9 protein-coding genes are annotated in these 13957 nt (G+C 69.0%); all 9 read left to right on the top strand.

Annotated elements, in window-relative coordinates; all coding sequences use genetic code 11:
• The first annotated feature begins 192 nt into the window (after positions 1–192).
• Positions 193–2907 carry an aconitate hydratase AcnA gene (acnA, locus tag AC068A_RS08900; protein ID WP_478582729.1) on the top strand — a complete coding sequence of 905 codons (2715 nt, stop codon included), beginning with the start codon at positions 193–195 and terminating at the stop codon, positions 2905–2907.
• 305 nt (positions 2908–3212) lie between these two features.
• Complete coding sequence (gene ngcE / locus AC068A_RS08895; protein WP_478582726.1) at positions 3213–4637, top strand: N-acetylglucosamine/diacetylchitobiose ABC transporter substrate-binding protein; 1425 nt, start codon at positions 3213–3215, stop codon at positions 4635–4637.
• 25 nt (positions 4638–4662) lie between these two features.
• Positions 4663–5607 carry a carbohydrate ABC transporter permease gene (locus tag AC068A_RS08890; protein WP_478582723.1) on the top strand — a complete coding sequence of 315 codons (945 nt, stop codon included), beginning with the start codon at positions 4663–4665 and terminating at the stop codon, positions 5605–5607.
• A 13-nt stretch (positions 5608–5620) separates the two neighbouring features.
• Positions 5621–6544, top strand: a complete 924-nt coding sequence (locus AC068A_RS08885; protein ID WP_478582720.1) for a carbohydrate ABC transporter permease — start codon at positions 5621–5623, stop codon at positions 6542–6544.
• A gap of 351 nt (positions 6545–6895) precedes the next feature.
• Positions 6896–8098, top strand: a complete 1203-nt coding sequence (locus AC068A_RS08880; protein ID WP_478582717.1) for an ROK family transcriptional regulator — start codon at positions 6896–6898, stop codon at positions 8096–8098.
• A gap of 117 nt (positions 8099–8215) precedes the next feature.
• Positions 8216–9337: a substrate-binding domain-containing protein gene (locus AC068A_RS08875; protein ID WP_478582714.1), complete on the top strand. Its 1122-nt coding sequence runs from the start codon at positions 8216–8218 to the stop codon at positions 9335–9337.
• 280 nt (positions 9338–9617) lie between these two features.
• Entirely contained in the window at positions 9618–10406 is a 789-nt protein-coding gene (locus AC068A_RS08870) for an ATP-binding cassette domain-containing protein (RefSeq protein ID WP_478582711.1), read from the top strand.
• The gene (locus tag AC068A_RS08865; protein ID WP_478582708.1) at positions 10403–11695 is read left to right on the top strand and encodes a sugar ABC transporter permease; all 1293 of its coding nucleotides are present in this window, start codon (positions 10403–10405) and stop codon (positions 11693–11695) included. The genes AC068A_RS08870 and AC068A_RS08865 overlap by 4 nt, the downstream gene beginning before the upstream one ends.
• Positions 11696–11948: 253 nt before the next feature.
• On the top strand, positions 11949–13865 hold the full coding sequence (gene dxs / locus AC068A_RS08860) for a 1-deoxy-D-xylulose-5-phosphate synthase (protein ID WP_478582705.1): 1917 nt from the start codon (positions 11949–11951) through the stop codon (positions 13863–13865).
• The last annotated feature ends 92 nt before the right edge of the window (positions 13866–13957 follow it).

The raw sequence follows: 13957 nt of genomic DNA, 5'->3' as shown, positions 1-13957 counted from the left end.
GATGCCCTGGCATGACCAGCGGGCGGTGATGCACTAGAGTTATCTCGACATCGAGATATCTGCCGAAGGCGTACCGCAGCCGCCCCTGCTGGTAAGGGCTACCTAACTTAGCCTTACCTTAGCGGATTGGCCACAGGGCGTGGCGGCAGGATTGCGGTTACACGCGCGAAATCATGCATGAAGGAGACTGTCGTGTCGGCGAACAGCTTCGACGCCCGCAGCACGCTGCAGGTGGGCGACGAGTCGTACGAGATTTTCCGGCTGGACAAGGTCGAGGGCTCCGCCCGCCTCCCGTACAGCCTGAAGGTGCTGCTGGAGAACCTGCTCCGCACCGAGGACGGCGCGAACATCACCGCCGACCACATCCGGGCCCTCGGCGGCTGGGACTCGCAGGCCCAGCCGAGCCAGGAGATCCAGTTCACGCCGGCGCGCGTGATCATGCAGGACTTCACCGGCGTTCCCTGTGTCGTGGACCTCGCCACCATGCGTGAGGCCGTGAAGGCGCTCGGCGGCGACCCGTCCAAGATCAACCCGCTTGCCCCGGCCGAGCTGGTCATCGACCACTCCGTCATCGCCGACAAGTTCGGCACGCCGGACGCGTTCACCCAGAACGTCGAGCTGGAGTACGGCCGCAACAAGGAGCGCTACCAGTTCCTGCGCTGGGGCCAGACCGCCTTCGACGAGTTCAAGGTCGTCCCCCCGGGCACCGGCATCGTCCACCAGGTGAACATCGAGCACCTGGCCCGCACCGTCATGGTCCGGGGCGGCCAGGCCTACCCCGACACCCTCGTCGGCACCGACTCGCACACCACCATGGTCAACGGCCTCGGCGTCCTCGGCTGGGGCGTCGGCGGCATCGAGGCCGAGGCCGCCATGCTCGGCCAGCCGGTCTCCATGCTGATCCCGCGCGTCGTCGGCTTCAAGCTGACCGGCGAGCTGCCGACCGGCACCACCGCCACCGACCTGGTGCTCACCATCACCGAGATGCTGCGCAAGCACGGCGTCGTCGGCAAGTTCGTCGAGTTCTACGGTGAGGGCGTCGCCGCCACCTCGCTGGCCAACCGCGCCACCATCGGCAACATGTCGCCGGAGTTCGGCTCCACCGCCGCCATCTTCCCGATCGACGACGAGACCCTGAAGTACCTCAAGCTCACCGGCCGTTCCGAGCAGCAGGTCGCGCTGGTCGAGGCGTACGCCAAGGAGCAGGGCCTCTGGCTGGACCCGCAGGCCGAGCCGGACTTCTCCGAGAAGCTGGAGCTCGACCTCTCCACGGTCGTCCCGTCCATCGCCGGCCCGAAGCGCCCGCAGGACCGCATCGTCCTCGCCGAGGCCGCCCAGCAGTTCGCCGCGGACGTCCTGAACTACGTGGACGACGCCGACGAGGCGGGCAAGGAGTCCTTCCCGGCCTCCGACGCCCCGGCCGCCACCAACGGCGTGCCGACCCGCCCGACCCAGGTCACCCTGGCCGACGGCACCTCCTTCGAGATCGACCACGGCGCCGTCACCGTTGCCGCGATCACCTCCTGCACCAACACCTCGAACCCCTACGTCATGGTCGCCGCGGCGCTCGTGGCCAAGAAGGCGGTCGAGAAGGGCCTGACCCGCAAGCCGTGGGTCAAGACCACCCTCGCCCCGGGCTCGAAGGTCGTCACCGACTACTTCGACAAGTCCGGCCTGACCCCGTACCTCGACAAGATGGGCTTCAACCTCGTCGGGTACGGCTGCACCACCTGCATCGGCAACTCCGGTCCGCTGGACGAGGAAATCTCGAAGGCGATCAACGAGCACGACCTCGCGGTCACCTCGGTCCTCTCGGGCAACCGCAACTTCGAGGGCCGCATCAACCCCGACGTCAAGATGAACTACCTGGCCTCCCCGCCGCTGGTCGTCGCGTACGCCATCGCGGGCTCCATGAAGGTGGACATCACCAAGGACGCCATCGGCATCGACACCGAGGGCAACCCGGTCCACCTCAAGGACATCTGGCCGACCGAGGCCGAGGTCAACGACGTCGTGGCGAACGCCATCGGCGAGGACATGTTCTCCAAGTCCTACCAGGACGTCTTCGCGGGCGACGCCCAGTGGCAGGCGCTGCCGATCCCGACCGGCAACACCTTCGAGTGGGACCCGCAGTCCACCTACGTCCGCAAGCCCCCGTACTTCGAGGGCATGACCATGGAGACCACCCCGGTCTCCGACATCGCCGGCGCCCGCGTGCTGGCGAAGCTGGGCGACTCGGTCACCACCGACCACATCTCCCCGGCCGGTGCGATCAAGGCCGACACCCCGGCCGGCAAGTACCTGACCGAGCACGGCGTCGAGCGCCGCGACTTCAACTCGTACGGTTCCCGCCGCGGCAACCACGAGGTCATGATCCGCGGTACGTTCGCCAACATCCGCCTGCGCAACCAGATCGCGCCGGGCACCGAGGGCGGCTTCACCCGCGACTTCACCGTCGACGGCGGCCCGGTCTCCTTCATCTACGACGCCTCCCAGAACTACCAGGCCGCCGGCATCCCGCTGGTGATCCTGGCGGGCAAGGAGTACGGCTCCGGCTCGTCCCGCGACTGGGCGGCCAAGGGCACCGCGCTGCTCGGCGTCAAGGCCGTCGTCGCCGAGTCCTACGAGCGCATCCACCGCTCGAACCTGATCGGCATGGGCGTCCTGCCGCTCCAGTTCCCGGAGGGCGCCTCGGCCGCCTCCCTGGGCCTGACCGGCGAGGAGACCTTCGCCATCACCGGCGTGGAGGAGCTGAACAACGGCACCACCCCGCGCACGGTGAAGGTCGCCACCGACTCCGGCGTGGAGTTCGACGCGGTCGTCCGCATCGACACCCCCGGTGAGGCGGACTACTACCGCAACGGCGGCATCATGCAGTACGTGCTCCGCAACCTGATCCGCGGCTGAGCACGGCAGCAGCTCCAGGCTCCACCGAAGGGCCGTATCCCCGTCACGGGGGTACGGCCCTTCGGCCGTCCGGGCGCAGGGCCAGGTTTCGGCGAGGTCTCAAATCGGAAAAGCTGGCAGACATGGCTGCGCATGATCTTGCTCACATGAACGGGAGTGGACTATACCTGTGCGCGTCCGGCCCGCCGCGGTCCTGCGGCGCCGGACGGGGGGATGGGCGGGGAGCTGCGGCGGGGTCCGCGCGTACCACAACCGCCTTGATTTCCGGCCTCCTTCACACTTCGGACGAAGGCGAGGACAAGAGCATGGGATCCACTGGCGACGGCCTGGGCCGCCGCGATCTGATCAAGCGCTCGGCCGCACTCGGACTGGCCTCGGTGCCGGCGACGGGCTTCCTGTCCGCCTGCGCCTCCGGCGGCGACGCCACGGCGAGCGGCCCCGGCAAAGGGCCCGTCACCAAGGAGAACCCTTTCGGCGTAGCCAAGGGCGGCAAGCTCGACGTCGTCATCTTCAAGGGCGGCTTCGGCGACGACTACGCCAAGGCCTGGGAGGCCGCCTTCGACAAGAAGTGGGGCACCACCAGCTCCCACCTGGGCACCCAGGAGATCGCCGCCAAGCTCCAGCCCCGCTTCAACGGGGGCAACCCGCCGGACGTCGTGGACGACGCCGGCGCCCAGCAGATCAAGATCGATGTACTGGCCAAGGGCGGCCAGCTCACCGACCTCACCCAGCTCCTCGACGCCCCCTCCCCCGACGACCCGAACCGGAAGATCCGCGACGTCCTGATCCCCGGCACGATCGAACAGGGCACCCAGGGCGGCAAGTTCGTCGCCCTCTACTACGTCTACACGGTCTTCGGATTCTGGTACTCGGGCAAGCTGTTCAAGGAGAAGGGCTGGACCGAGCCGAAGACCTGGGACCAGTTCCTGGACATCTGCACCAAGGCCCGGGACGCCGGCCTCGGCGGCCTCGCCCACCAGGGCAAGTACCCGTACTACATCAACGTCGTCATCATGGACCTGATCGCCAAGAAGGGCGGTCTGGAGGCCATGAAGGCCATCGACAACCTGGAGCCGGGCGCCTTCGAGGGCAACCCCGCCGCCCTCGCCGCCGTCGAGGCGGTCTACGAGATCGTCGAGAAGGGCCTGCTCATGGCGGGCACCAACGCACTGACCCACACCGAGTCCCAGACCGCCTGGAACCAGTACAAGGCGGCCTTCATCCCCTCCGGCTCCTGGCTGGAGAACGAGCAGCTCAAGCAGACCCCGGACGACTTCGACATGAAGTTCCTGCCGGTCCCGGTCCTCGCCGACAGCAAGCTGCCCTTCGAGGCCATCCGGGCCGGGGCGGGCGAGCCCTTCATCGTCCCCGAGAAGGCCGCCAACAAGGCCGGCGGCCTGGAGTTCCTGCGGTCGATGCTGTCACGCGAATGGTCCACCCTCTTCGCCCAGCAGGCCAACTCCCTCACCGTCGTCAAGGACGGCGTCGACCCGGGCGTCACGCTGCGGCCGGGCACCCGGTCGGCCGTGGCGGCCGTCAAGGCGGCCGGGCCGAACACCTTCAACTACCTGTACCCCGACTGGTACAGCGAAATGGACACCGAGATCCAGAACGCGTCCAATGAGCTGATGGCCAAGCGGATCCAGCCAAAGGAATGGATCAAGCGGGCCCAGGCTGCGGTAGACAAGGCCGCCAAGGACCCGAACGCGAAGAACAACCGCCGCAGCTGACGCCACCGACGGACGGACGGACACCATGAGCCACGTAGCCAAGGGGTGGGGACGGGCCGGCTTCGTCACCGGCTTCCTCTTCCTGCCGCTCGCGCTGTACCTGACCTTCGTCATCTGGCCGTACGTCCAGACCTTCGGCTATTCCTTCACCAACTGGTCCGGCCAGTCGCCCACGTTCGACTTCGTCGGCTGGGAGAACTACACGGCCCTGCTGAAGGACGAGGTCTTCCGCGGCGCGCTCTGGCACAACCTGCTGCTCCTGGTGTTCGTCCCGGCCCTCACCATCCTGCTGGCCCTCTTCTTCGCCTTCATGGTGAACGCGGGAGGGCGCAGCGGGGCCGGCGGGGTGCGGGGCGTGCGCGGCTCGTCCGTGTACAAGATCGTCTACTTCTTCCCGCAGGTCCTCTCCCTCGCCATCCTCGCCGTCCTCTTCGGCGCGGTGTACCGCAGCGACGAGGGCGGCCTGCTCAACGGCTTCCTGATCCGGCTGGGCCTGGTCGACCCGGCCCATCCCGTCGAATGGCTCAACCAGCCCGACCTGGTGCTGTGGTGCCTGCTGCTCGTGGTGGTCTGGCACGGGGTCGGGTTCTACCTCGTCCTCTTCTCGGCGGCCATGCAGTCCGTACCCAGGGACGTCTACGAGGCCGCCCTCCTCGACGGCGCGGGACGCGCCCAGACCTTCCTCAAGGTCACGCTGCCCCTGCTGTGGGACTCCGTGCAGACCTCCGCCGTCTACCTCGGCATCGCTGCCATGGACATGTTCGTGCTGGTCTCGACCATGACTTCCGGCCAGTTCGGCGGCGGACCCGACCACCACAGCGAGGTCATGGCCACGGTGCTGATGCGCAACTTCCTGTACTTCGGCAAGAGCGGCTACGCCTGCGCCATGGGCGTGGTCATGCTCCTGCTGACCCTGATCCTCTCCGTCGTCACGCTGCGCGCGACCCGCCGCGAGCGCATCGAGTTCTGAGCGGGAGACCACGATGACCACTGTGATCAAGGCACCCGGAGAGCGCTCGGACGAGCGGCCCGGCAGCACCCGCCCGGCGCAGGGCTCCGGCGGCGGCTCCGACGGCATGGTGCTGAACGTCTTCTCGCACGGGTTCCTCGCCGTCTGGGCGGTGCTGATCGTCCTGCCGCTGGTCTGGCTGGCGCTCGGGTCGTTCAAGACCGACGCCGAGATCGGCGGCTCCGCCCTGAGCCGGCCCTCCAACTGGCACCTCGACGCGTTCGCCCGGGCCTGGGACAAGGGCATCGGAGACTACTTCGCCCACACGCTGATCGTGATGGCGTTCTCGGTGCCGCTGACGATGCTGCTCGGCTCGATGGCCGCGTACGTGCTGGCCCGCTACCCCTTCCCGGGCAACCGGGCCGTCTACTACTTCTTCGTCAGCGGGGCCATGTTCCCCGTCTTCCTGGCGCTCGTCCCGCTGTTCTTCATGGTCAAGCGCCTCGACATGCTCAATACCTACCAGGGCCTGATCCTGGTCTACGTCGCCTACTCGATGCCGTTCACGGTCTTCTTCATGCACTCCTTCTTCCGGACGCTGCCGACGGCCGTGCACGAGGCGGCGGTCATCGACGGGGCCTCCGACACCCGGATCTTCTTCCAGGTGATGCTGCCGATGGCCAAGCCGGGCCTGATCAGCGTCGGCATCTTCAACGTCCTGGGCCAGTGGAACCAGTACATCCTGCCGTCCGTGCTGATGCAGCCGCAGACCGGATCGGACCCCGAGCGCTACATGCTCACCCAGGGCCTGATCCAGCTCCAGTACCAGATGGGCTACGAGACGGACCTGCCGGTGCTCTTCGCCGGTGTGACCATCGCGATGATCCCGATGCTGGTGGTGTACCTGTCCTTCCAGCGCCAGATCCAGGCCGGTCTGACCTCCGCCACCCTCAAGTAGCCCACGGCCGTCCGGAGGGCCGTGGAAGCCCGTGGAAGCCCGCGGAAGCCCGCAGAAGCCTGGGGAAGGCCCGCCAGAAGGCCGCCGGGGCCGCGGCAGGCCGTGGAAGCCGGCGGGGCCGCGGGAGGTCGGCCCGGGCGGCCGAGCAGCACGATCTAGAGCGATGTCTCTCATACTTATGACCGATAAGGGCAGATTCGTGCCGTGTCCGCCTCTTGACGTGTGGGTGCCCAAGAGCTCGACTTAGGGTTCACAAGTTGGAGAGACGCCGGTGTCTCGGAGACTCCAGTCCGCGATCGCCGGCCGGGGGGCGACGGCCGGCCGTCGCTTATGGGCAGGAGTGGATGAGTCGTGCAGACTCCCGGATCGCAGTCTTCACTGCACCGTGCGAATCTCGAGCGGGTCGTGCGGGCGGTGCGGCTCGCGGGTTCGCTGACCCAGGCGGAGATCGCCCGGTCCACCGGACTGTCGGCGGCCACGGTCTCCAACATCGTCCGCGAACTCAAGGACGGTGGGACCGTCGAGGTCACGGACACTTCCGCCGGCGGCCGCAGGGCGCGCAGCGTCTCCCTCAGCGGCGATGCGGGCATCGTGATCGGCGTGGACTTCGGCCACACCCACCTGCGGGTGGCGGTGGGCAACCTGGCCCACCGGGTGCTGGCCGAGGAGGCGGCCCCGCTGGACGTGGACGCCTCCTGGGCCGACGGCTTCGACCGGGCGGAGGCGCTGGTCGGGCAGCTGATCGCGGGCCTCGGGGTGGGCCTGGAGAAGGTCATCGGCGTGGGGCTCGGCGTGCCCGGCCCGATCGACGTGGAGTCCGGGACCCTCGGCTCCACCGCGATCCTGCCGGGCTGGGCCGGGATCAACCCGCGCCAGGAGCTCTCCCAGCGCCTCGGCGTGCCCGTGTACGTGGACAACGACGCCAACCTCGGCGCCCTCGGCGAGCTCGTGTGGGGGAGCGGCCGCGGGGTCAAGGACCTGGCGTACATCAAGGTGGCGAGCGGTGTCGGCGCCGGCCTGGTGATAAACGGGCAGATCTACCGGGGGCCCGGCGGCACGGCCGGCGAGATCGGGCACATCACGCTGGACGAGTCCGGCCCGGTCTGCCGCTGCGGCAACCGCGGCTGTCTGGAGACCTTCGCCGCCGCCCGCTACGTGCTGCCGCTGCTCCAGGGCACGCACGGGCCCGAGCTCACCATGGAGCGGGTCGTCGAGCTGGCCCGGGAGGGCGACCCCGGATGCCGGAGGGTCATCGCCGACGTGGGCCGCCATGTGGGTAGTGGCGTCGCGAACCTCTGCAACGTGTTGAACCCGAGCCGCGTGGTGCTCGGCGGCTCCCTGGCCGAGGCCGGAGAGCTGGTCCTGACCCCCATACGCGAGTCCGTGGGGCGGTACGCGATCCCCAGCGCGGCACGCCAACTCTCCGTCCTCACCGGCTCGTTGGGCAGCCGTGCCGAGGTGCTGGGGGCGCTGGCCCTGGTGCTCAGCGAAATGGGCGATTCAACCCTTCTGGCCGATTCGTCGTCGCTGAAGCTCTTGCCTTCAGTTAGATAACGGATGGCACCGTTGTCATCTCGTTAAGGATTCACTCCTTGACGACAAACTTGCGGCCGAGGTTGACTCCTCCCACCTCGGCCGCACCGTCGCGGCCTCGTCAGGGAGGTTCAGGAAATGAACACGCGTATGCGTAGAGCCGCCGTAGTCGTCGCCGCCGGCGCCATGGCCGTGTCCCTCGCGGCCTGTGGCAGCGCCAAGGAGGCCGGCGAGAAGCCGAAGGAGACCGGCACCTCCGCGGCCGCCGCGGGCGGCGCGATCAAGGTCGGTCTGCTCCTGCCCGAGAACCAGACCGCGCGCTACGAGAAGTTCGACAAGCCGCTCATCGAGAAGAAGGTCAAGGAGCTCACCGACGGCAAGGGCGAGGTCGTCTACGCCAACGCCAAGCAGGACGCGACCACGCAGAACTCCCAGGTCGACACGATGATCACCAACAAGGTGAACGTCCTGATCGTCGACGCGGTCGACTCCAAGGCCATCGCCGGCGCGGTCAAGAAGGCCAAGGAGGCCGGCATCCCGGTCGTCTCCTACGACCGCCTCGCCGAGGGCCCGATCGACGCCTACACCTCCTTCGACAACGAAGAGGTCGGCAAGGTCCAGGGCAAGGCCCTGCTGGAGGCCCTGGGCGACAAGGCCAAGGACGGCGACATCGTGATGATGAACGGGTCGGTCACCGACCCGAACGCCGCCCTGTTCAAGAAGGGCGCCCACTCCGTCCTCGACGGCAAGGTGAACATCGGCAAGGAGTACGACACCAAGGAGTGGAAGCCGGAGAACGCCAACACCAACATGGCGGGCGCGATCTCGGCGCTCGGCAAGGACAAGATCATCGGCGTCTACTCCGCCAACGACGGCATGGCCGGCGGCATCATCACCGCCCTCAAGGCGGCCGGCATGAGCCCCCTGCCCCCGGTCACCGGCCAGGACGCGGAACTCGCGGGTGTCCAGCGCATCGTCGCCGGTGAGCAGTTCATGAGCGTCTACAAGCCGTACGCCCCCGAGGCCGAGGCCGCCGCGAAGATGGCCGTCGCCCTCGCCAAGGGCGAGAAGCTCGACGGCGTGACCACCTCCACGGTCGACAGCCCCACCACCAAGGGCGTCCCCTCGGTCCTGGTCCCGGTCGTCTCGCTCACCAAGAACAACATCAAGGACACTGTCATCAAGGACGGTGTCTACACGGCCGACGAGATCTGCACCGAGAAGTACGCGGCCGCCTGCACCTCCCTCGGCCTGAAGTAGGCCGCACCGGCCTCCACGAAGGCCGTACGCAGGCCACGCCGGCCCACCCGGGCCGGCCGCGGCCCCGCACGGGCCCCCCAGCCGTGCGAGGCCCCAGCGTCCTGCGGCCGGGGGCCCGCCTCCGCGGCCTCCGGTCCACCGGGACCCCCGCGCCTGCCCGGCGCCCCGCCGACTCATCCCCGCCATCAGCGGGACGCCGGGCAGAAACGATTCCTCATCCCACCCCACCCCGCTCCTGCACTTACTGCACGACATCCCCGCCGGTCAGGCGGCGAAGGAGATGGTTCATGTGTCCGCTGCGCCCGTGCTGGCGTTGCGAGGGGTCTCGAAGCGGTTCGGCGCCGTCCAGGCGCTCACCGACGTAGACCTCGAGATCCACTCCGGCGAGGTGGTCGCCCTCGTCGGCGACAACGGCGCCGGCAAGTCCACGCTCGTCAAGACGATCGCCGGCGTGCACCCCATCGATGACGGCGTCATCGAATGGGAGGGCAAGCCGGTCACGATCACCAAGCCCCACGACGCCCAGAACCTGGGCATCGCGACGGTCTACCAGGACCTCGCGCTGTGCGACAACATCGACGTCGTCGGCAACCTCTTCCTGGGCCGCGAGCTCAAGCGCCGCGGTGTCCTGGACGAGGTGGAGATGGAGCGCCGCGCCCGCGAGCTCCTGACCACCCTGTCCATCCGGATCCCCAGCGTCCGCATCCCCATCGCCTCGCTGTCCGGCGGCCAGCGCCAGACGGTGGCGATCGCCCGCTCGATGCTCGGCGAGCCCCAGCTCGTCATCCTCGACGAGCCGACCGCCGCCCTCGGCGTCGAGCAGACCGCCCAGGTCCTCGACCTGGTCGAGCGGCTGCGCGAGCGCGGTCACGCCGTCATCCTCATCAGCCACAACATGGCCGATGTGAAGGCCGTCGCGGACCGGGTGGCAGTCCTGCGGCTGGGCCGCAACAACGGTGTCTTCAAGGTCGCCGAAACCTCGCAGGAAGAGATCATCTCCGCCATCACGGGAGCCACGGACAACGCCGTGACGCGCCGGGCGGCCCGCACCGGGGAGGCTCGCAAGTGAGCACCGAACACCACACCCATGCGGAAGAGGTGGCCCAGCTGGCCAACCCGGCCGCCCCGGCGGACGCCATTCCCGCGGTGGACCCGCGCCTGCTCGTCCGCGAGCAGGGCCTGACCGGCTACCTCAGCGAGTTCCGCCGCAAGATGAAGGCCGGCGACCTCGGGTCCCTGCCGGTCGTGGTCGGCCTGATCGTCATCTGGGGCATCTTCCAGGGGCTGAACGAGAACTTCCTGTCCCCGGAGAACCTCACCAACATCGCGATCACCATGGTCGCCACGGGCATGATGGCCGTCGGCATCATCTTCGTGCTGCTGCTCGGCGAGATCGACCTCTCGGTCGGCTCGGTCAGCGGTGTCTCGGGCGCCCTCTTCGCCGTCCTGGCGGTCACCAACGGGGTCAACGAGTGGGTGGCGATCCTCGCGGCGGTCGGCGGCGGTGCCCTGATCGGCGCGATCCACGGCTTCTTCTTCGCGAAGATCGGCGCGCCGGCCTTCGCCGTCACCCTGTCGGGCCTGCTGTTCTGGTCCGGCGCCATGCTCCAGATCCTCGGCAGCAGCGGCACGATCAACATCGACTCCGACGGTGTCGTGGGGCAGCTGACCACGTACTACTTCACGGACGTGGCCGCTGCCTACGGCCTCGCCGCGGTCGCCACGGCCGGGTACTTCCTGGCGGCCTTCACCGACAACAAGCGCCGGGCGGCCGCGGGCGTCCCCTCGCGCCCCATGAGCGAGCTGCTGCTGCGCACCGGCCTGCTCGCGGTGTTCACCTTCGGCCCCGCCGTGGTGTTCAACCAGTACAAGGGCCTCCCGCTCGCGGTGGTGCTCTTCGTGGTGGTCCTGGTCGGCACGGACTTCATCCTGCGCCGCTCCACCTTCGGCCGGAACGTCTTCGCCCTCGGCGGCAGCGTCGAGGCCTCCCGCCGCGCGGGCATCAACGTCACCGGCATCCGCATCGCGGTGTTCTCCATCGCGGGCACCTTCGCCGCCATCGGCGGGCTCTTCTGGGCCTCCAAGATCGCGGCGGCGAACCAGAGCGCCGGCGCCGGCGACCTGCTGATGAACGTCATCGCCGCGGCCGTCATCGGCGGCACCAGCCTCTTCGGCGGCCGGGGCCGGACCTGGAACGCCCTCCTCGGTGTCATGGTCATCACCTCGATCCAGTACGGTCTGGCTCTCGAGGGAATCGCCACTCCCGTCCAGTACATGATCACCGGTGCGGTGCTGCTGGCCACCGTGGTGATCGACTCGGTCACCCGCAAGACCCAGAAGACGGCCGGACGCGTCTGACAGCACGCCCGGCGCGGTAAGACCGGTCACAGTGCCCGGTGCCACTCCTCGTGGCGCCGGGCACCTGTGCGTACATCAGTTCGTTGACGTGTGCGGACAACTGTGCGGATATGTACCCCAATGCGAGGTGCGGCATCGGGCAGATATCCACAGGGATGACAAAGCTGTGACCCGCATGCGGCAGCCCGATGACCGCGGTCGCCGACGGAACATTAGACTCGACAGACCAGCAAGCAACTGCAAGGAGGCACGGGTGCTGCTGACCCGCATCAAGGGACCGCGCGATCTGGACCGGCTCAGCCAGGAGGAGCTGGTTCAGCTCTCCGCCGAGATCAGGTCCTTCCTCGTCGACGCCGTCTCCAAGACCGGCGGGCACCTCGGCCCCAACCTCGGTGTGGTCGAGCTGACGATCGCCCTGCACCGGGTCTTCGAGTCGCCGAAGGACCGGATCCTCTTCGACACGGGCCACCAGGCCTACGTCCACAAGCTGCTCACCGGCCGCCAGGACTTCGGCGGCCTGCGCACCAAGGGCGGCCTGTCCGGCTACCCCTCGCGCGCCGAGTCCGAGCACGACGTGATCGAGAACTCCCACGCCTCCACCGTGCTGGGCTGGGCCGACGGCCTCGCCAAGGCCAACGAGGTGCTCGGCCGGACCGACCACCACGTGGCCGCCGTCATCGGCGACGGAGCCCTGACCGGCGGCATGGCCTGGGAGGCGCTGAACAACATCGCCGCCGCCAAGGACCGCCCCCTGGTCATCGTCGTCAACGACAACGAGCGCTCCTACGGCCCCACCATCGGCGGCCTCGCCAACCACCTGGCCACCCTGCGCACCACGGACGGCTACGAGCGCTTCCTGGCCCGCGGCAAGGAGATCCTGGAGCGCACGCCCGTCGTCGGCAAGCCGCTCTTCGAGACCCTGCACGGCGCCAAGAAGGGCCTGAAGGACTTCATCGCCCCGCAGGGCATGTTCGAGGACCTGGGCCTGAAGTACATCGGCCCCATCGACGGCCACGACATCGAGGCCCTGGAGTCCGCGCTCCAGCGCGCCAAGCGCTTCAGCGGCCCCGTCATCGTGCACTGCCTCACCCAGAAGGGCCGCGGCTACACCCCGGCCCTGGAGCACGAGGCGGACCGCTTCCACGCGGTCGGCGTCATCCACCCGGACACCGGCCTGCCGGTGAAGACCGCCGCCGCCAGCTGGACCTCCGTCTTCGCCGACGAGATGGTGAAGATCGGCCACGAGCGCCCGGACATCGTCGGCATCACCGCCGCCATGCTCCACCCGGTCGGCCTCAACAAGTTCGCCGAGGCCTTCCCGGACCGCATCTACGACGTCGGCATCGCCGAGCAGCACGGCGCGACCTCCGCCGCGGGCCTCGCCACCGGCGGCGTCCACCCGGTCTTCGCCGTCTACGCCACCTTCCTCAACCGGGCCTTCGACCAGGTCCTGATGGACGTGGCCCTGCACAAGTGCGGCGTCACCTTCGTCCTGGACCGGGCCGGCGTCACCGGCGACGACGGCGCCTCCCACAACGGCATGTGGGACATGTCGATCCTCCAGGTCGTCCCCGGCCTGCGGCTCGCCGCGCCGCGCGACGCCGAGCAGCTGCGCGCCCAGCTGCGCGAGGCCGTCGAGGTCAAGGACGCCCCGACCGTGGTGCGCTTCTCCAAGGGCGTCGTGGGCCCGGCCGTCCCCGCCGTCGGCCGGATCGGCGGCATGGACGTGCTGCGCGAACCCGCCCCCGAGGTCACCCGCCCCGACGTGCTGCTCGTCTCGGTCGGCGCGCTCGCCCCGATGTGCCTGGAGGTCGCCGACCTCCTCGACAAGCAGGGCATCAGCACCACCGTCGTCGACCCGCGCTGGGTCAAGCCGGTGGACGAGGCCCTCGCCCCGCTGGCCGAGCGGCACCGCGTCGTCGTCACCGTCGAGGACAACGGCCGGGCCGGCGGCGTGGGCTCCGCGGTCGCGCAGGCGCTGCGCGACGCGGGCGTCGACGTGCCGCTGCGCGACTTCGGCATCCCGCAGCGCTTCCTCGACCACGCCCTGCGCAAGGAGATCCTGGCCGAGATCGGGCTGACCGCCCCGAACATCGCGCGCCAGGTCACCGGCCTCGTCGCCAAGCTGGACGGGCGCCTCGACAGCGAGCCGGCCGCCGCCCTCGACTGACGGCGTCCGTCCGGCGGCCCCCTGGGGCGGGCTGTCCGGAAAACGCCCCGCGCACCGTGCGTAGATCGGTGCGCGGTTGCACGTCACGGGCC

The sequence above is a fragment of the Streptomyces sp. NPDC043854 genome (assembly GCF_056436005.1).
Note: the sequence above shows the minus strand (reverse complement) of the source record. Positions and strands in the feature narration are given on the sequence as shown.